This window comes from Serinicoccus shuyuelongi (assembly GCF_045032955.1).
Taxonomy (GTDB): domain Bacteria; phylum Actinomycetota; class Actinomycetes; order Actinomycetales; family Dermatophilaceae; genus Ornithinicoccus.
In genome coordinates, this window is the sequence record NZ_JBJFZU010000003.1 from 318,428 (window position 1) to 336,157 (window position 17,730).

The following is a 17,730-nucleotide window of genomic DNA, read 5'->3' on the forward strand; positions in this document are numbered from 1 at the left end:
GCCTAGACCGTCGCGTCGTCGAAGGCCGGGTGGTGGCTACCGACGTCGCGGGCGGTGGCCAGATGGCCGCCCAGGTATGCCCCGACGCCGGAGGCTCCTGCGCCGCCGAGGGCGAGCACCGCACCGAGGCGGTGGTGACCCTGGCGCCGAGCGATCCAGGACGCGGCATACGCGCCGACCGCGACCCCGTTGCTGGCGGCGTGCACCAGCCCGACCCGCTTCTCCCGAGGACCGGTGGCCGACCACTCGGCCCAGCCGGTCCAGGCGGTGGGGCCGGCGGTGAGGAGCCCGGTGGCGACCAGGCGCTGGGCGGCCTTCTGGGTGCCGGCGCCGCCGACGAGGTCGAGGACGGTGGCGGAGGTCCAGGACCCCATGGTGACGTCGGTGAGCAGCGGGTGCAGCGCGTGGCCCAGCCACTCGCCGCGCAGGGCTGCGCCGCGCAGTCCGGTGCCGAAGAGCTCGGTGATCTTGGGCTCGATCGCCTGGACCGGGCCGTCGAGGCTGGCGGTGTCCTCCAGGCGCAGGGTCCAACGGACGGGGGCGGGCGGCCGGTGCGTGGGGCTCATCGCCCCATCGTCGTCCTGTCCGGCCCGGACGTCATGTCGAACCGGCCACCATGCGGACGGCCCGGCACCGCCGAGGCGGGACCGGGCCGCCTGTGGGGCATGGGTCAGATGCTCAGCCGGAGGTGCGCAGCTCGTCCTGGGACTGCTGTGCGCTGTCCTTGACCTCCTGGGCGGTGCCCTGCGCCTCGTTCTTGACGGTCTCGGCAGAGTGCTGTGCGCTGTCCTTGACCTCCTGGGCCGCGTGCTGCGCCGGCTCCTTGAGCTGCTCGGCGACGTCCTGACCGGCCTCCTTGGCCTTGTCGACCAGGGGCTGGGCGCGGTCCTTGAGGTGCTGGGCGGCGTCCTGCTCCTGCTCGGTGGCGGGCATCAAGGAACCGACCAGCCAGCCGGCGCCGAGCGCGATCAGGCCGACGGCCAGGGGGTTGCCCCTGGTCTGCTGGCGGGCCCGGCCGGGCAGGTCCTGCACGGCGGTGCCCGCCTGGCCGGCGGCGCCCTGTCCGGAGGAACCGAGGGAGTGGGCGGTGTCCATGGCGGAGTCCTTCGCGTCGGTGACGGACCCCATCACGCGGTCCTTGAGGTGGGACGCCTTGGCGGCGACCTTGTCCTTCTGTCGTTGTGCCACGTTGCCGGGCGAGACGGTCTCGCCCAGGTCGTTCACGTGGTGGCTCAGGCTGCGCCTGGTCTGCTCGATCTCGGCGCGGATCTGGTCCGGGTCCTGGGTGCTCATCGGTGGTCCTCGTTTCCCTTGAGTGCGTCCGGGATCTCCTGGACGGTGTCCACCGTCTGAGGCATCCCCTGGATGTCTTTCAGCTCCTTGCGTCCGAGCACGGCCAGCACGGCCGCGACGACCGCCCAGAGGACGGCCACCACGAGCGCGGACCAGCCCAGACCGATCAGGTCGCCCAGACCCCACCAGAGGGCCAGGGAGAGGAAGAGAAGCACGAAGTGCCCCGCCACCCCGGCCCCGCCCAGCAGACCCGCACCCTTGCCGCCCCGCTTGGCAGAGGCGGACAGCTCCGCCTTGGCGAGCATGGTCTCCTGCCGGATGAGGTCGGACAGGTCCTGGCTGATGTGGCCGATGGTCTCCCCGAGGGTCGACAGCGAGTGTCCCCTGGGCTCCTCGTGCTGCCCTGCCGGTGTGCCACCGGGGGGCGGGGCCGCCGGGTGGTCGAGGGGGTGGGTCATCGCTGCCCCGGTCCGGTGGTCCCGGGCAGGAACGGGTCGCGACCCGCCACGGGGATGCTGTCGTGGCCGGTGGTGTCGGCATACGGCTCAGGATCAGGCGCGGCCGCCGGCGTGGAGGCGACCGGTGCCGTTGCCACCGGCCGGGCGTAGCCGGCGTCGGGGGTCGTGCCACCGGCCAGACCGTGACCGCCGGTGACGTCCTGGGAGTCGGCGAAGCCCTGGCCACCGGTGGCACCCTGCGCGGGTGAGGTGGGGGAGGAGCTGTCCTTGTCCTGCGTCAGGCCGCGGGTGAACCGCCCGGCCAGCAGACCGACGCCGGCCGCGATGGCGATGAAGGTGCCGGGGCGGCGGCGGGCGAAGCCCTGGACCTCGGTGAGCAGGTCGGCCGGCTCGCGGCTCTCCAGCCAGGACGCGACGCCCTGGGTGCGCTCCGCGGCCTGACGCGCCAGGTCGAGGGCCATCCCCTCCTGCGGGGACCCGTCGGCCAGGGACTGCAGGTCGTCGCCGAGCGTGCGGATGCCCTCGGTGACCTTCTGCTGCTGGGTGCCGGCCTGGCTGCTCAGCTCCGAACGGGTCTGGTCGAGGAGGCTGCGGGCCTGGTCACCCATGGTGGAGGCGACGTGGCCCACCTCCTCCGTGACGGAGTGGGCGACCCGCTGGCCACCCTCCTTCGCGTCGCCGGCGACCTTGCCGGCCTCCTGGGTGGCCTGCTCGCTGCGGCTGGACCGGTCGTCGTCCGCGAGGTGGTCGCCAGCGAGGTGGTCGTCAGCGAGGTGGTCGTCCGCGGGTGCGCCCAGGATCAGGTCGTCTTCCTCGTGGGCGGGGGGCAGGGTCTGGTCGAAGACCTCGTCCTCGGAGCGGGTGTCCGGGACCGGGTCGAGCGACGGGTGCGAGTCGCGCAACGGCTCCGTGTCGCGCTCGGGCGGGGTGTAGGGGTTGGTCATGGGGACATCCTCTCGATGGTGTCGTCCCTCCGCGAGCACTGAGCCAGCCGACGTCACGCGCTGGTCGACCGGACGGGGGTGGAGGTGGACGGACGACGGGAAGCGTGCTGTTTACGACGTAATCACGCCTGGGTAGGTGCCGCAAGCGGTAACGACACCCCCTAGGGGTGAGGCCACGGGGCGGAGAGGGGCCCGTCTGTCCGGATAGCCTGCGCGGACAGCTGGTCCCAGGAACGCAGGAGGGTGTATGCCGATCACACGCCAGGACGTCGGGTGCTGGGTCGTCCGGGGCAACGCCGGGTCGGCGGCGTCGACGTCCGTGCCGTCCGAGGCGCGACCCCAGGAGTGGTGCCTGGCGCGCACCTACCGCAAGGACCTGATCGAGCCCGATGACCTGATCGTCCGCTACCTCGGTGGCCAGAAGACCCCTGGCGTCGTCGAGCTGGGTCGGGTCACCCACCCGGTCGAACCCGCACCCGGTGTCGACAAGCCGGTGGTGCGCTACGCCGCGGTGCCCCTGCAGCAGCCGGTCGCCCGGCAGGTGCTCAAGGACGACCCGGACCTGCTCGGGTGCGAGCTGATCCGGCTCGGAAGGGCAGCCAACCCGCTGCACCTCACGCCGATCGAGACGCTGGCGCTCGCGGCATACCTGGCGCCGGAGGACCTGGAGCGAGCCGGCTGGACGCAGCGGCTCGCCGACCTGCGGCAGTGACCGTGACGGGCGACGGCAGAAGAGTGCCCTGCTGGAGGGATGGCATTCGTGCCGATCCCGAATTGGCGTGTAGAGATCGAGAAAACGATTCCTCGCCCTTCTCAGAAGCATCCCTTTCCCCTATACTTTGATTCTGGGGAGTCGTTGAAGGCTTCACGACCTGACGCGACTGAAGGACATCACGATGACCACATCACCTGAGCGGCCGTATGGTGCGTCGGGCTCCGCACCAGGGCCGGCCTGGCACCCCCACGCCGGTGGACCGGTCGACCCGGCGCCCTTCCACACGCCACCACCGCTGCCGGCCTATGCGCCCCCGCAGCAGGGCCAGTGGGGCCAGCCGGAAGACCGTATGCCGGACCTGCTGCCTCCGACCCCGCCGCCGGCACGCTTCCGATATGCCGACTGGGGCGAGCGCGTCGGAGCCGGCATGGTCGACTGGGGCATCGCCCTGGCCGCGCTGCTGACGGTCAGCACGCTCACCGGATTCTCGGACACCTTGAGCACGTTCGGTGGGTTCGTCTGGCTCGGCCTGATCGGCTACATCGCGTGGCTGAACGGCAGCAAGGGCCAGTCCCCGGGGAAGGCGTTGATGGGGCTCAAGCTCGTCCGCGACGTCGACGGCTCGACGCTGGGCGGTCCGGTGGGAGTGGTGCGTGCGCTCGTCCTCGGCGTGCTGGGCACCATGACGGGTGGCCTCTTCCTCGTGCTGTCGGTTCTCTGGCCGCTCTGGGGTCAGAAGAACCAGGCCCTGCACGACAAGATCGTCAGTGCATCGGTCATCGCCGGTCATCCCAAGGCCAAGCTCGGCAAGGGCATCTTCCAGCCCTGACGGGATGGCGAGAGCGGGCAGCCGGAGGTGCACGCTTCGGCGCCGAGAACCCTGCGGAGGGGCAGTGCGTGGCGCTAGATTGTCGGGTGGACCCTGCGTCGTGAGCACGGGTCGAGCCGGTCGGTGTCCAGTCGACTCAACGTGAGGCATTTCCCACCCGAGTCGCCGAAGAACGTCAAGCGCCTGCGCCTGCCACGGCAGGGAGCGAAAGGACGACGTCGATGTGGGACTTCACGCTGACCCCGACGCCCTTCACCCAGCCGGAACGCGAGCTGCTGGCCGAGGACCTCGTGCGACAGGGGTCCGACCCCTCGCTCCTGGACGTCCTCTCGGCGACGGTCGGGGTGAGCAGTCGGTGGACCCGACCGATGGTGCTGCGCGGGTTCAGCGCCGACGGTGACCTGCGCGGGGCCGCGGTCGTCTTCCTCTGCCGCGACGCCGGACCGAGTTTCGGTATGCCCCGTCTCGCCCGGTCGGCCGTGCGCCGGTTGCCCTCGATCTGGTACTGGGAACGCACGTCCCTCGGCACCGACGGCCACGCCAGTCCCGGGCTGGTGGTCCACGGGGTGGATCGGGGCGAGTTCCGTGACCAGGCCCTGCGCTGGTTGCGTGGCCACCAGCTGCTGGGTGTCGTGGTCGAGTCCCGGACCGAACGGCCACCACGCTCTTCGCGCAGCACGCGCGGGCTCGGGGTCAGCACGGTGTCCCTGGTGTCCCTCCAGGGGTCAGGCCAGGCGCCGCTGCTGGAGCAGCACCGGAACCTGGCCCGCAAGGTGCGGAGGTTCAGCAACCGTGGCGGGACGCTGCGCCTCATCCAGGGAGCCCTGCCCGACGATCTCCGTGAGGAGCTGCTCCCGGCGTACGACGTGCCGCGGCCCCTCAACCCTCCGTTCGTGGAGCTGTACCCGCAGATGGTCCGCGCCCACAGCGCCCTCGACTCCCCGGCCGCCTGGCACGTCGTGGCCGAGATGGACGGCGTGCCCGTCGGCTACCACTCGTGGTGGCACAGCGGGCATACCCTCTCGTTGCTATCCGGGGCGTTCACCCGGCCCACGGGTGGCACCGTCCACGCCTACGAGAACGTCCTCCTGGAGTCGATGACCCTCGCCCGCGACCTCGGGTGCCGGACGGTGCACCTCGGGCCCACCGTCAACGGCGTCAAGCGCGCCCTGTTCGACAGCGACCCCACGGAGCTCCGCTTCGTCGCAGCCCTGCCGCCCGTGCGCTGGGGAGTGGGACTGGCCCTTCCGCACAGCGCCCTGGCGCCGGCAGAGATCGCGCGGGTCACCGGAGGGTGAGCGCAGGCGACGGCAGCCGGTCAGTGCCCGCGGAACGCCTCCTCGAGCCACCAGGACGGCTCGTCGCCGGTCACCCTGGCGTGCACCAGCATCGGTCCGGTCGGCCCGGACGCGACCCAGTCCCGGACGGGCTGCAGGTCCTCGGGTGAGGTGACGGTGACCGCCTCCATCCCGTAGCCGCGTCCGATGGCGGCGATGTCGGTGGCCGGGAAGCGCACGGTCGACAGGTCGTGCCCGCCCGGCCCGAAGTGGTGCACCTCGGCGCCGTAGCCCTCGTCGTCGTAGACCACGACGAGCATCGGCAGCCCCAGGCGGACGACCGTCTCGAGCTCGCTGGCGCCCATCAGGGCGCCGCCGTCACCCAGGGCGGCCACCGGCAGCCTGTCCGGGCGGGCGAGGGCCGCGCCGATCGCGGTCGCGAGGCCCAGCCCGACGGACTGGAAGGCCTGGGTGAAGCAGAAGCCCTGCTCGTCGGGGACCTGCAGGAACATGCTCGGGTAGCCCATGAAGTTGCCGGAGTCGACGGCCAGCACCCGTTGCTCCGGGAGCAGGTCGTCCAGCGCGATGCTCAGCGTCCGCGGGTCGATGCGACCGTCGGCGCTGTCGTCGTCGAACGGCACGTCGCGCCAGCGCAGCTCCCGCTCGAGCCTGTCCCGCACCTCCGGGGTCCGGTATGCCGTCCGCGGCGCCCCGAGCGTCTCGGTCACCGCGCGTGCGGTCAGCGCCACGTCGCCGAGAACCCCGAGCGTGAGCTCGCGGTGGGCACCGAGGGCATCGGCGGTGTCGTCGACCTGGACGACGGTGGTGCTCTCGCCGATGAGCCGGCCGTGGCGCATCGTCCACATGTTGAGGGCGCACCCCCACCCGACGATGAGGTCGGCGTCCTGCACCAGCTCGGCGGTGAGCGGGGGGGAGAAGCCGCCGGAGACGTCCAGCTGCCACGGGTCGCCGGCGAAGAGGCCCTTGGCCACGGCCGAGGTGGCCAGCAGCGCACCGGAGCGCTCGGCCAGGACCCGGACGGCGTCCCGGGCCTCGGCGGACCGGCCGCCACGGCCGACCACGAAGACCGGTCTTTCGGCGGCCGAGAGGGCGGCGGCGAGCCGGTCCACGTCGTCTCCGGACGGCGTCGGGGGAGCGGGTGCCGGTGGGAGCGTGACGCCGTCGAGCGCGTCGTCGGCGACCTCCTCGGCCTGCACGGGCAGCGGCAGGTTGAGGACGACGGTGCGTCGGCCGTGGACCGCCTCAACGACGGCCGCGACGGTCTGGGCGACGGCCTCGGCGGCGGAGGTGACCCGGTGCGGCACCGCCCCGATCGACCGGGCGATCGACTCCTGGTCCACGAAGAAGTTGGACCGCGGCTCTCGCGCCTCAGCGGCCACCACGACCAGTGGGGTGCGGCTCTTCGCCGCCTCGGTGATGCCGGTCAGGGCGTTGGTGAAACCGCACCCCTGGTGCACGGTGAGCGCGGCCGGACGACCGGCGGTGCGGGCATACCCGTCCGCGGCGGTGGCGCCCCCGCCCTCGTGCCGGGTCGCGACGAAGCGTGCTCCCGCGTCGACCATCGCGGTGGTGACGTGGAAGTTGCCCGAGCCGACGACCCCGAAGACGTGGTCGACGCCGCAGGCGACCAGGGCCCGGCCGACGGCCTCGGCTACGAGCACGTCAGCGCTCGACCAGGGCCAGCACGCGCACCGGGGAGCCGGAGCCGTCGACGATCTTCAGCGGCGGAGCGACCACCATGGCACCGGTGGGCGGAAGCTTGTCCAGGTTCTGCAGCTGGGCGAGGCCGTACTTGTTCGCGCCGAGCAGCAGCGAGTGGCAGGGGAAGGCCGGGTCGAAGGAGTGCGCGGCGCCGGCGTCGGTGCCGACGGTCTCCACGCCGATCCCGATGAGGTCGGTCTCCTCGGCGATCCACCGGGCGCACTCGACCGACATGCCCGGGCTGGTCGGCCCGGTGTCGGTGTTGTTGATCATGTCCTGCTGGGTGGTGCGGGTCGACCAGCCGGTGCGGCACAACAGCCAGCCGCCGGAGGGCAGCTCACCGTGCTCGGCGACCCAGGCGTCGACGTGCTCGCGCTCGATGAGGAAGTCGGGGTCCGCCTCCACCTGAGCGGTGACGTCGAGGACCGCCGCGGGACGCACGAACATCCCCACCGGCACCGAGGAGATGTCGTCCAGGTCCCGGCCGGTGACCCAGTGCAGTGGCGCGTCGAAGTGGGTGCCGGTGTGCTCGCCGGTACGGAAGTTGTTCCAGTACCAGCCCGGACCGCGGTCGTCGTAGCGGCTGATCTCCTCGAGCTGGAACGGCGCAGTCTGCCCGAACTGCGGCGGGAGCTCCAGGAGCGGGGTCTGCGAGGTCAGCGGGGCGGTGAGGTCGACGACCTCGATGCTGCCGTCGCGGAGCGCGTCCGCGAGCTGGGCGAGGATGGACATGGGGCCTCCGGGAGGGTGCGGGCGGAGTTCCAGCCTAGGGGAGGGGCGTGTCGCGATCTGGCGAGGCCGGCGACGCCCGGCATACCCTCCTTCGGTGACTGACGACGATCAGCTGAACGAGATCCGACAGTGGGCTGCGGGGCTTTCTCCCGCGGAGCTTCAAGGAATGCTGACGGGCATTCTCGGCGGTGGGCTGGGTAGGGCCGTGCCGAACCCGCCGACACCTGCTCCCCCTGCGGTGCCGGAGCCGCTGCCTGAACCGGTAGCGCTGACCGTCCGCGTGGATATCGACGGCACCCGACCGGCAGCGTGGCGACGCCTGGTCCTGCACAGTGACCTCATGCTCGACGAGGTGCACGCGAACCTCCAAGCGGCCTTCGGTTGGCAGGACTATCACCTGCACCGTTTCTGGCCCGGGCCGACCAAGCAGATCTGGCGTGGCCCCCACTTCGTCACCGAGATGGACATCCAGGAGGGGGAGGAAGGCGTGCTGGAGTCCGAGGTGCGGCTGGATCAGGTGCTGCGCTCACCGGGGGACCGGCTGTTCTACACCTACGACTTCGGCGATGGCTGGACCCATACCTTGCGGCTGGAATCCACCGCCCGGTTGGATCCGGACTCCGCTCCGGCTGTGTGCGTCGGTGGGCGGATGGCGGGGCCACTGGAGGACTGCGGCGGCCCCGACGGGCACAACGAACTCGTCGAGGCCTACCTCACCGACCCGCGACTGGCAGGTCTGGACGAGGACCAGCGTGCCTGGTTGCCCCCGGACTGGGACCCGAAGGACCTCGACCTCGACGACGTGGCGGCCCGGTTGTCCTTGGTCGGGCTGTCCGGCGACGAGCTGCTCAGCATGTTGCCCGCAGCAGACCCGAGCAAGGTGGGTCTACCTGAGGCGTTGGAGTCGCTGCTGGACCTTGCGACACCGGCAGTGGTGTCCGAGCTCGCCGAGCTGTCCACACAGGCGCGCACCGACATCACGGCCCAGTTGACCTCGGAAGACCTCGCGGCGATCGCCCGCCCCTACCGCTACCTGGTCGGCCTCGCTGGGGACGAGGGGATCCCGCTCACCGCAGCAGGCTGGATGAAGCCGGCCTACGTCGAAGGCACCTTCCGCGACCTGGGGATGGACGACGGCTGGATCGGCAAAGGCAACCGGGAGGACCTGACCCCACCGGTTGCGCAGTTGCGGGCGACGTGTCAGGAGCTCGGCCTGTTGCGCAAGCACAAGGGGAACCTGGTGAGGACACGACTCGCCCGTGGCCTGAGCAGCGACGAGGAGTATGTCGGGGTGATCACCGCGCGGCTGCTGCACCACCGTGACACTTTCGTGGAGGCCTCCATGGTGCTGTTCGCCTTATTCACCGCCGCTACCGGGCGGCCTGACTGGGAGCACCTGGAGCGGATCGCCGGCATCATGACCTCCTGCGGACTTCGGACTGGCCCCCATGGGGTCGACAGCCGGCACTGCCAGGAGTGGGTGCGGCCCGTCCGGTTTGCCCTGCGGCTGGCAGCGGGGGAACGGTCCTTGGGCCGGACTGCAGGCAGACACGACTATCGGGCGGTCGCGCTGGCGCGTGCCGCGCTCTGGCCGGCGGTCTGACCACTGGGGACCGGTCGCGTAGCGGTTGGCCGGCGTGAATGCACGCTCGAGTACCGCACAGAATCATGTGCCGTGCCACAGGCGTCCCACAAACGTGCCACTATTGTGGCACTCTTGTGGCATGGCGAGGGTAAGAGTGAGCACGACGGTGGATGCGGAACTGCTGGCGCGTGCACGTGAAATCCGTTCGGGCGGCACGGACGCCTCCTTGGTGGAGGAGGCGCTACAGGCGCTGCTCCGGAACCATCGCGCTGCCGAGGTCGACGAAGCCTACGCGCGGGCCTACCGCGAGACCCCGGTGGAGGCGCCGGATGAGTGGGGCGACCTCACGACCTTCCTCGACGCGGCGACGAGACGCTGACCATGGAACTGCCGACCAGGGGCGAGCTGTGGTGGGCGGACCTCGACGATGCCGGAGCCAGGCCCGTCGTGGTCGTCGGCCGGGACGCCGCAATCGCTGGCCGTCGGCGGGCGCTCGTGGCACCCTGCAGCACGGTCATCCGGGGACTCCCGAGTGAGGTGCTGCTGGAGCCGGATGAGGAACCGGTCCATCTCTTCTGCGCAGCGCAGCTCGACGCGCTGACGGATCTCCCGGTCGCGGTGCTGACCCGTCGGCTCGGACGCCTCAGCGACGCAGCGATGCGGCGGGTATGCGCTGCGCTCGGCGTCGCGGCCGACTGCTCATCCTGACATTCGGGTCGCGACGCATGGCGAGATCGGCAGAGACGAACTCGCCGTGACGCACGTGGAGCCCGTCGGCGTCCGGTGTCTCCGACGGGGCGCAGGCCAGCGGCCCGGCCCGCGCAGGGCCGGGTCCGGGGCGGGATCATCGCAGTCTCCATCGCACCCCGGTCGCCTCGACCTCGGCGCTGGCGTCGTGCTGGTGCACCCAGGTGTGGTGCCGGGAGCACAGCAGCGCGTAGTTGCCGAGGTGGGAACGGCCGCCGCGGGCCCAGTGCACCACGTGGTGCGCGTCGCACCAGGTGGCGGGCACGTGGCAGCCGGGGAAGGTGCACCCGCCGTCGCGGTGCGCCAGCGCGCGCCGCTGACCCGGGGTGACGAGCCTCTTGGCGCGCCCGAGGTCCAGGATCTCACCCGACTCTCCCAGCACCGCCGGGATGATGTCGGCCTCGCAGGCCAGCTGGCGCACCTGGTGGGCCGGCACCGTGCCGTCGTGCACTGTGTGTCCAGCACCTCCGAGGGCACCGCGTAGCTCCTCGAGCCCGATGGTCACCATGACCTGCGCCTTCGGGGTCGTGGGCTGCCCCTCTGTGCCCGCGACACCGCGGCGGAAGACCGTCATGAAGGCGTCGTACCGGCGCTGGCCCGCCGTGCGCATGTCCAGCTCGGCAACAGTCAGACCGTCGTCCCGGGTGCCCTCTCTCCAGGCACCGCCATCCGAGGCCCCGCCCTGGACGCCGTCATCCCGCGGTGCCGGCGCGGCCAACGGCGACATGAGCACGGCCCGGATCGCCTCGTAGTCGACCTCGCTGCCCACGGTCAGGACGAACCGGCGCAGCGAACCGTCCGCCAAGGACGACTCGTGCACGTCGCGCAGCTCGTGCCTGGCCTCGGCCCGGGCTACCTGCTCCTTCTCGGACAGGCAGGTCGCCACGAGCTTGGCGGTGATCCTCGTCAGGTCCTTGTCGTCGAACTCCACCCGCGCCGCGGCGACGGTCAGGAGCTCGGTGGCCTGGGCATACTCGCTCTCGCCCAGGCCGGACCGGATCCTTGTCAGTGCCCGCAGGACCTGCGCCGCGCGGTGCACCGGCACGGACCCGTCCTGGACGGCGTCCGCCAACGGCGCGTGCACCCGCTGCTGGGCGGCGCGCGCCACCATCGCGATCTCGATCGCGGTCCGTGAGGCCAGCCCGGGGCATACCAGTCGGACCCAGTCGACGTCGGAGAAACCGGCCTCCTGGTGCAACCCCCGGCCCAGGCCCTCCCGCGCCACCGCGACGAGCAACGCGTGCGTTCGGGCAGCCACCTGGTCGAGCGCCCCCAGCACGTCACCCAGCTGGTGCTCCTGCAGCAGAGCTGGCGAGGCGAGTGCCGTCACGGACCGCCCCAGGGCGTCTGCGAGCTCGGTCACGACGGCCACTGCGCCGTCGGCATGACCGCCCGTCGCCTCGTTCCCCCAACGTCCCTTCATGCGAACAAGTGTACGATCCGCCTCTGACAGACCCCCCGCCCCCGACTGCCATCGCGCAGGACGTCGCTGGAGCGCCCGTCAGGCCGGAGGGAAGGCGACAGCCAGTCTCTGATGGATGGCGGTGATCCGTTCCTCGGTCAGGGGACCAGGCCGCGCGATCGTGGCCGCCAGCTTCTTCGGCCAGGTCACCGTGACGTCGCGGAGCACGAAATCACCGCCGAAGAGAGGCCAGTCGGCCTCGACGAAGCAGAGCACGCTGCGCACCCCGACGGTCTCGTCAGCCAGTGCTCCCCGCACGAGGTCCGCCTGCTTCAGGCCGGCGTCCACGAGCCGGGTGCAGTCGCGGCGGCCGACGAGCAGCTTCTCGGTGCGGGGCGTGAAGAGGCCACCCTCGACGACGCGGTGCGGCCGACCCTGGTAGCGCTTCGCGTCCACGACGAAGACCCCGCTGGCGCACACCACCAGATGGTCGAGGTTGGCGCGGCTCCTCGGTATGCCTCGGTCGTGCAGCACCCGCACCAGGGGACCGGCCGCGGCGTCGAGCCGGCGACCCAGGCGCTCCTCACCGACCGCGCCGGTCGCCCAGGCCTTGGTGGTCTGCGGGTCGTCGGAGAGAGCGAGGATGAGCCCACCGAGCCTGGGGTGCTTGCTCCGGATCCGTTCCTCCCGCTTGGCGACGCGGCGCTCGTGCTCACGACGGGCGGAGGAGCCGGCGACGCCCGGCGACTTCTCGTCTGCGATCGGCTCCTCTGCCGGTGGCGGCGCCGGTGCAGGCGTATGCCCGGTCTCCGCGTGCACCGTCTCGCCGGCTGCTGTGTCGTCGCCCGGCGGCGCTAGGTCTGCGGTGGCAGGGACCGGGCAGCCCAGGCAGCAGACCGTCTTCGTGCCCGGGTCGTAGGACGCACGCGAGCCACGTGGAAGCTCGGTGGCGCACTCGCGGCACCGACCGGCATACCGCAGCCGCATCTCGCGAGGGCCGGCACTGGGGGACTCTGTCTGTGTCACGATGCTCCGCCTTCAGAAAGGTGGCCGACGGGCGGTGGACATGGTCTTGCTCGGTCGCTCCCCCGGGAGGGGCACGGTGTTGCACGTGTACGTGCACGCCGGGAAGGTGCTGCAGCCCCAGAAGTGGCCGGTCCGACCGGACCGTGGACGGAGCACGCCGACCCGGCATCCGGGGCAGGGGGTGGCCACCGGACGTGGGCCGACGTCTCGCACGAGGCCGTCCTGGACCAGCTCGGTCACGAAGGGGGAGGGGTTGTGCTCGGGGCTGATGAGCAGCACGCCGCGGCGTGCCCTGGTGAGTGCCACGTAGAAGAGCCGGCGCTCCTCGGCGTGCGGGTAGGCATCGCCACCGGTCATGGCGAGCGCCAGGACCGAGTCGTCCGCGATCCGGCTGGGGAAGGCGTAGGACCCCGCCGACAGGTTTGGGATGACGACGTAGTCGGCCTCGAGCCCCTTGGCGGAGTGGATGGTGCGGAACGCCAAGTGGATGCCCGGCGGGGCCACCCGCGGCATGAGGCCGCGGTCCTGGTGGTAGCGCCCGAGGACGTCGACGCTCACCGAGTCGGCGGCGATGGCGCCCTCGCGTATGGCGTCGCGCAGCTGGGTGAGGAAGTCGCCGATCGCCCGGGGGACCTCGGCGGCGCTCGGCACCGTGCGCAGCTGCACCCCCTCGTGGCCGGCCGGGTCGACCGGCCGGTCGTGCACCGACACGACGGTCTTGCGCACCTGATCGGGGTTCTTCCTGACGAAGTGCGCCGCGGTGTCGGTGATGGACTGGTGGCACCGGAAGGTCTTGGTCAGGTGGACCGTGGGGCCGGGACCGAACTGGTCGTGGAAACCCGTCACCACGCTCAGGTCGGCGCCGGCGAAGCGGTTGATGGACTGCCAGTCGTCCCCGACGGCCAGCAGGTGGCGGCCGGGCTGCGCGACGAGCGCCCGGGTGAGTCGGGCGCGGGCCTGGCTGGCGTCCTGGAGCTCGTCGACCATGACCAGCCGGTAGGGGCTGACATACCTGCCCGACTCGAGGTGGTCGGCGGCCTGCACGAGCATGTCCTCGAAGTCCACGAAGCCGCCGGCCGCCAACCGGGCCTGCCAGGTGTCATGGATCGGCCAGTAGAGGTCCAGGAAGATGCTGGCTCGCCTCCGGTTCCGCACGCGGCCGGCACCCAGGCGTCGCTCCACCTCCTGCCTGTCCAACGAGTTCGCCTTGACGTGCAGCATGAAGGTCCGCACGAGGCGGAGCATGTCCGCGTCCGTGACGACCTTGACGCCTCGCACCGGCGGTCGGTCGGGGTCCCAGTCCAGGCGTATGCCGTGCCCGACCAGTTCCTTCTCGAGACGCGACAGGCCGTCGCCCTCCATCACCTCGGCCCACGTGGTCTCCACCAGCGTCGTGCCGTGCTCCCGATGCAGCTGTCGCTTCCACGCGACACCCTCGAGGTAGTCGGTCCATCCGGGGTGGGGGTTCCCGTTCGCGTCGAGACCCCAGTGCTCGTGCCAGACGTCGATGTCGGGGTAGTAGAAGTCGGGGTGGTACTGCCGGTGCTCTGCGTCGGCGGTGTCGTGCGGGTAGGGGCGTTCGTACTCGTAGGTGACGCCGTGAAGGTAGAGGAAGTTCGCGACCCAGCGCTCTCCCTCGCTCTTGACGCTGGTTCCGTCCATCGCGCGGTAGCCCGCCGCGCGCCGAACCGGGTCCCAGGCGTCGGGAGCAGATGGCTCGGCGAAGTCCTCCTCCGGCCGGGTGAAGAGCAGCAGCCGGAACCAGTCCCAGGCGTGTCTGAACCGGGGATCAGCGGCCTTCAGCTCGGCCACAATCTGCGACAGTATGCCGAGCTCGTCGTTGTTCGTCAGCCACGGCGCCACCGTCGGCTTGCGTCCGGTGGCCTGGCCGATGATCTTGAGCCCGAAGGCGTGGAAGGTGGTGGCTTCGACCCCCTGGGCGGGAAGGCCGGCTGCCGTGAACCGGCGCTGGATGCGCGTCTGCAGCTCGGTGGCGGCGTCCTTGTTGAAGGCGAGGAGCACGATCTCCTCGGGCTTCGCCAGCTCGCGGGAGACGGCATACGCGGCCCGGGCCACCATGACCGAGGTCTTGCCCGATCCGGCAGCAGCGATGACGTTGACACGGTTGTCGTAGGTGACGACCGCGCGCGCCTGCTCGTCGGTCAGCGGGCTGCTCTCCACCGTGTCGAAGAACGACCTACGCGACTGGATGACCGCCACGGCGACCTCGTCGTTGACCGTCCGCACCCACCGACGCGTGCCCTCCTCGGTCAGCCAGAGGGGCTCGGCTCCCGACGCATGGCCGACGACGGCTGGCTCTCCGTCGGCGATGCTTGGACGGGTGGAGAGCAGTGCGGTGACCTCGTCCTCGGTGATCCACCGGAGGTCTCGACGCGACGTCTCGATCGCGGTCGAGAGCCTCTCGGTCCAGGCAGCGAGGGATCCGGACAGTGCCTCCTGCACGGCCTCCTCGAGGCGTCGGCCCTCGTCGCCGGACAGGCCGTGCAGGACGCCGGCTCGCTCCGGCACCCCGGCGATGTTCACGGTGGTCCGCCACCATCGGCGGGTCACCGAGATGCGGTCGGCCCCGGAGGCGGGGATGTGGATCTCGTCGGGTCCGTGCCGAAGGGTGAACCCTTCGTCGCGACGGGCGAGGACCCAGTCCTCGCCGTGCGGCGTGGTGCCGCGCCACATGACGGGTACCGCCACGGGTCACCCCCTCGTTGTCCAGGGTGGGTGCCCACGGCCCCTTATCCCCTATGTGCCGCCGACCCGCACGGGCACATTCTTGCGGCCCTTGTCGGCCCAGCCCGGGACATTAGCAGAATTCTTTTCCTTGGGCCTCACCATGGTGCCGCCACCCAAAGAAAGCGTTTGTTGGCGGGGCAATACCGCGCCAAGCAACTCCCTCTGCGGGCTGTTCGCCGCTATCTCCGGACGAGCCCCCGCAGGAATTCGCGGGTCTGCCGGTCGGGGGAGTAGACCCAGGCGCTCTGCATGCCGCGCGTCAGTAGCACCTTGTACACGTTGCGCACGAGCCGGTCGAAGTCGTGGTCCGACACCTTCGTGCGGTTGCGCAGGGCCGGGTCCCGGTTGCCTTCACGCACCGAGCGCCAGTGACCGTCTCGCCAGACGAGGTCGGGCCCGATGATGATCCCGGCGTGGTCGTACTCGAAGCCCTGCGCGGTGTAGATGCACCCCACCTGCCCGAAGCCGGCCGGGTCCGTCGCCCACAGCGCGGCAGCGGGCGCGCCGCCGACCGAGCGATCACCCTTGAGGTTCCACGGCCGCGACCAGTCACCGATCCGCACGTCCGGCACGAGCGTCCCGTCCGGCTCAGGGTCCGACCACGGCCAGCAGTAGCCCGCCGCCATCCGCGCGGTGTAGCCATCGTCCTGACGCACGGCCAACACGTGCTCGAGCTCGTCGGGGGAGTCCACGACGTGCAGATCGAAGCTCCCGTCACCCTCCCAGGCGAAGGGCCCGCCGGGGGCCAGCCCGAGCAGCCGCTCGACCCACTCGACGTACAACGCCGACCCGCCGCAGCGGAACTGGCCGTCGAGGTCGATCTCGTGGACGTCCATGCCGAGCGACTCGGCATACCCGGTGATCGCTTCCACTGTGCCCATCTCGCCAGGCCGCACCACCTGGTTCTGGTCGAGCAGGAAGACCGGCACCCGCGCAGCGCTGAGCAGCTCGTCGAGCTGCGGCCGCCCGGTCCGGTGCTCCTTGCGGGTGAAACGGGACTCGGACGTCTCCCGGATGCGGTGCGCCTCGTCGAGGATCAGGCACTCCAGCTCGTTCGGCTCCGCCGCCATGAAGGCGTTGAAGTAGCCGAACAGTTTGCGCACTCGCGGTGCCCGCGCGCCGGCCACCTTGCGCAGCGTCTTGGTGAACGACTGCGACCCCGTCGCGTGCATGACCCCGCGCCCCTGCCGGGACAGCTCGCCCATCAGGGACAGTGCGATCACGCTCTTGCCGCTACCGGGCCCCCCGATGACGACGACAGCTGTTTTCGTGGTCCCGCGCCGCGCCTTCTCCATGGCGTGCAGCACCAGTTCGTAGGCGTCGCGCTGCTCGTCGAGCAGGACGAACTGCTCTCGCCGCTGCACCTCGTCGGCCGCCAGGGCAAGAAGCTGCTTGGAGGGCGCGACGCGGCTGTTCAGCAGTCGGTCGGCATACTCGGCGCCCGCCACCCCGGGCGCGAACCGGCTCCTCAGGTAGTCGAGGAACTGGCTGCGGTCCTGTCCGCTGAACATCCGTGCCGGACGCCCGGCGTCGGGGGTGGCCATGTCACGCAGGTCTGCGATGCCCAGGTTGGTCGCGTTGTGCAGGTATGCCGTGCCGGCGAGCTCGTGCTCGTCCTCGCACAGCGCGACGACGAAGTCGGTGAGGTAGTCGCAGTAGCCCCGCACCTGCTCCAGCGGGTGCAGCACCGGGTGGTTGCCGTAGCTGTCGATCCGCACGAGGACGTCGCTGTCCTCGAACCGCTCCGCCTCGCTCCACTGCTTGAGCTCGACCACGAGGTATGACGCGCGCCCGGTCTGCGGGTGCTGCCCGGCGAGGACGACGTCGGCGCGCTTGCTGGTGAGCGGTAGCTGATACTCCACGAGCATCTCGACGTCGCCGAGACCGGCGTCGAGGAGGTCGGCGCGCAGCCGGGGGAGGCTGCGCTCCCACGAGCGGCGCTCGGAGGGTGAGGCCGACCGGCCGGTGGTGATGGCCATCTGTTCCGCGATGTGCTGGGCGAGGTGGGCCTCGGAGACGGACAGTCCCTGCGCGGACGATCGAAGCAGGAACACGGACAGGACTCCCCAGGCAGCACGAAACTCGTGCGGGTGGGGGCGTGTCCGTGAGGAAGCCCGTCGGGCCGCGTATGACGCTGCGAGTGTAGAGCGATCCCTGCCCCGCGTGTGTGCAGGTCGGCTCGCGCGTCGCGACGGAGGATCAATCGCTGCGACCTCGGCCGCCGGAGGAGCAACACGACGCGACCATCTGCC

16 protein-coding genes are annotated in these 17,730 nt (G+C 71.1%); 6 read left to right on the plus strand and 10 right to left on the minus strand.

The window, feature by feature from the left end:
- Positions 1-2 precede the first annotated feature (2 nt).
- From ACI3EY_RS05870 to ACI3EY_RS05885, 4 genes are all read right to left on the minus strand, one after another.
- Entirely contained in the window at positions 3-566 is a 564-nt protein-coding gene (locus tag ACI3EY_RS05870; protein WP_405037955.1) for a DUF2231 domain-containing protein, read from the minus strand.
- A gap of 112 nt (positions 567-678) precedes the next feature.
- The gene (locus tag ACI3EY_RS05875; protein WP_405039735.1) at positions 679-1,293 is read right to left on the minus strand and encodes a DUF3618 domain-containing protein; all 615 of its coding nucleotides are present in this window, start codon (positions 1,291-1,293) and stop codon (positions 679-681) included.
- On the minus strand, positions 1,290-1,751 hold the full coding sequence (locus tag ACI3EY_RS05880) for a phage holin family protein (RefSeq protein WP_405039736.1): 462 nt from the start codon (positions 1,749-1,751) through the stop codon (positions 1,290-1,292). Before ACI3EY_RS05880 ends, ACI3EY_RS05875 begins: the two co-directional genes overlap by 4 nt.
- On the minus strand, positions 1,748-2,695 hold the full coding sequence (locus tag ACI3EY_RS05885; RefSeq protein WP_405039737.1) for a hypothetical protein: 948 nt from the start codon (positions 2,693-2,695) through the stop codon (positions 1,748-1,750). The genes ACI3EY_RS05880 and ACI3EY_RS05885 overlap by 4 nt, the downstream gene beginning before the upstream one ends.
- Before the next feature lie 247 nt (positions 2,696-2,942).
- Here ACI3EY_RS05885 and ACI3EY_RS05890 point away from each other — a divergent pair, with 247 nt between their 5' ends.
- From ACI3EY_RS05890 to ACI3EY_RS05900, 3 genes are all read left to right on the plus strand, one after another.
- Positions 2,943-3,407, plus strand: coding sequence for an EVE domain-containing protein (locus ACI3EY_RS05890; protein WP_405039738.1), 465 nt, complete (start codon positions 2,943-2,945; stop codon positions 3,405-3,407).
- 352 nt (positions 3,408-3,759) lie between these two features.
- Complete coding sequence (locus ACI3EY_RS05895) at positions 3,760-4,239, plus strand: RDD family protein (RefSeq protein ID WP_405037960.1); 480 nt, start codon at positions 3,760-3,762, stop codon at positions 4,237-4,239.
- Between the two features lie 221 nt (positions 4,240-4,460).
- Entirely contained in the window at positions 4,461-5,537 is a 1,077-nt protein-coding gene (locus tag ACI3EY_RS05900; protein WP_405039739.1) for a GNAT family N-acetyltransferase, read from the plus strand.
- 20 nt (positions 5,538-5,557) lie between these two features.
- On the opposite strand, the gene ACI3EY_RS05905 is transcribed toward ACI3EY_RS05900, so the two are convergent.
- Positions 5,558-7,198 (minus strand): thiamine pyrophosphate-binding protein, encoded by a 1,641-nt coding sequence (locus ACI3EY_RS05905; protein WP_405039740.1) that lies wholly within the window; start codon positions 7,196-7,198, stop codon positions 5,558-5,560.
- A gap of 1 nt (position 7,199) precedes the next feature.
- Positions 7,200-7,970 carry a cyclase family protein gene (locus ACI3EY_RS05910; protein WP_405037963.1) on the minus strand — a complete coding sequence of 257 codons (771 nt, stop codon included), beginning with the start codon at positions 7,968-7,970 and terminating at the stop codon, positions 7,200-7,202.
- 94 nt (positions 7,971-8,064) lie between these two features.
- On the opposite strand from ACI3EY_RS05910, the gene ACI3EY_RS05915 reads away from it, so the two are divergent.
- From ACI3EY_RS05915 to ACI3EY_RS05925, 3 genes are all read left to right on the plus strand, one after another.
- The gene (locus ACI3EY_RS05915) at positions 8,065-9,573 is read left to right on the plus strand and encodes a plasmid pRiA4b ORF-3 family protein (RefSeq protein ID WP_405039741.1); all 1,509 of its coding nucleotides are present in this window, start codon (positions 8,065-8,067) and stop codon (positions 9,571-9,573) included.
- A gap of 136 nt (positions 9,574-9,709) precedes the next feature.
- Positions 9,710-9,934: a type II toxin-antitoxin system VapB family antitoxin gene (locus ACI3EY_RS05920; RefSeq protein ID WP_405039742.1), complete on the plus strand. Its 225-nt coding sequence runs from the start codon at positions 9,710-9,712 to the stop codon at positions 9,932-9,934.
- 2 nt (positions 9,935-9,936) lie between these two features.
- Positions 9,937-10,263, plus strand: a complete 327-nt coding sequence (locus tag ACI3EY_RS05925) for a type II toxin-antitoxin system PemK/MazF family toxin (RefSeq protein ID WP_405039743.1) — start codon at positions 9,937-9,939, stop codon at positions 10,261-10,263.
- A gap of 136 nt (positions 10,264-10,399) precedes the next feature.
- Here the strand turns inward: ACI3EY_RS05925 and ACI3EY_RS05930 are convergent, their stop codons facing one another.
- The 4 genes from ACI3EY_RS05930 to ACI3EY_RS05945 all read right to left on the minus strand — a co-directional run bounded on the left by ACI3EY_RS05930 (position 10,400) and on the right by ACI3EY_RS05945 (position 17,532).
- A complete protein-coding gene (locus ACI3EY_RS05930) occupies positions 10,400-11,725 on the minus strand; it encodes an HNH endonuclease signature motif containing protein (protein ID WP_405039744.1) in 1,326 nt (441 codons plus the stop codon).
- Positions 11,726-11,803: 78 nt separating this feature from the next.
- Positions 11,804-12,730, minus strand: coding sequence for a nuclease-related domain-containing protein (locus tag ACI3EY_RS05935; RefSeq protein WP_405039745.1), 927 nt, complete (start codon positions 12,728-12,730; stop codon positions 11,804-11,806).
- Between the two features lie 12 nt (positions 12,731-12,742).
- Positions 12,743-15,439, minus strand: a complete 2,697-nt coding sequence (locus ACI3EY_RS05940; protein WP_405039746.1) for a UvrD-helicase domain-containing protein — start codon at positions 15,437-15,439, stop codon at positions 12,743-12,745.
- Between the two features lie 218 nt (positions 15,440-15,657).
- Positions 15,658-17,532 (minus strand): DNA/RNA helicase domain-containing protein, encoded by a 1,875-nt coding sequence (locus ACI3EY_RS05945; protein WP_405039747.1) that lies wholly within the window; start codon positions 17,530-17,532, stop codon positions 15,658-15,660.
- Positions 17,533-17,730 lie beyond the last annotated feature (198 nt).

Bases quoted from the DNA above. Each gene is read 5' to 3' on its own strand.
- ACI3EY_RS05870 (WP_405037955.1), bottom strand. From the start codon at position 566: ATGAGCCCCACGCACCGGCCGCCCGCCCCCGTCCGTTGGACCCTGCGC.
- ACI3EY_RS05875 (WP_405039735.1), bottom strand. From the start codon at position 1,293: ATGAGCACCCAGGACCCGGACCAGATCCGCGCCGAGATCGAGCAGACC.
- ACI3EY_RS05880 (WP_405039736.1), bottom strand. From the start codon at position 1,751: ATGACCCACCCCCTCGACCACCCGGCGGCCCCGCCCCCCGGTGGCACA.
- ACI3EY_RS05885 (WP_405039737.1), bottom strand. From the start codon at position 2,695: ATGACCAACCCCTACACCCCGCCCGAGCGCGACACGGAGCCGTTGCGC.
- ACI3EY_RS05890 (WP_405039738.1), top strand. From the start codon at position 2,943: ATGCCGATCACACGCCAGGACGTCGGGTGCTGGGTCGTCCGGGGCAAC.
- ACI3EY_RS05895 (WP_405037960.1), top strand. From the start codon at position 3,760: ATGCCGGACCTGCTGCCTCCGACCCCGCCGCCGGCACGCTTCCGATAT.
- ACI3EY_RS05900 (WP_405039739.1), top strand. From the start codon at position 4,461: ATGTGGGACTTCACGCTGACCCCGACGCCCTTCACCCAGCCGGAACGC.
- ACI3EY_RS05910 (WP_405037963.1), bottom strand. From the start codon at position 7,970: ATGTCCATCCTCGCCCAGCTCGCGGACGCGCTCCGCGACGGCAGCATC.
- ACI3EY_RS05925 (WP_405039743.1), top strand. From the start codon at position 9,937: ATGGAACTGCCGACCAGGGGCGAGCTGTGGTGGGCGGACCTCGACGAT.
- ACI3EY_RS05930 (WP_405039744.1), bottom strand. From the start codon at position 11,725: ATGAAGGGACGTTGGGGGAACGAGGCGACGGGCGGTCATGCCGACGGC.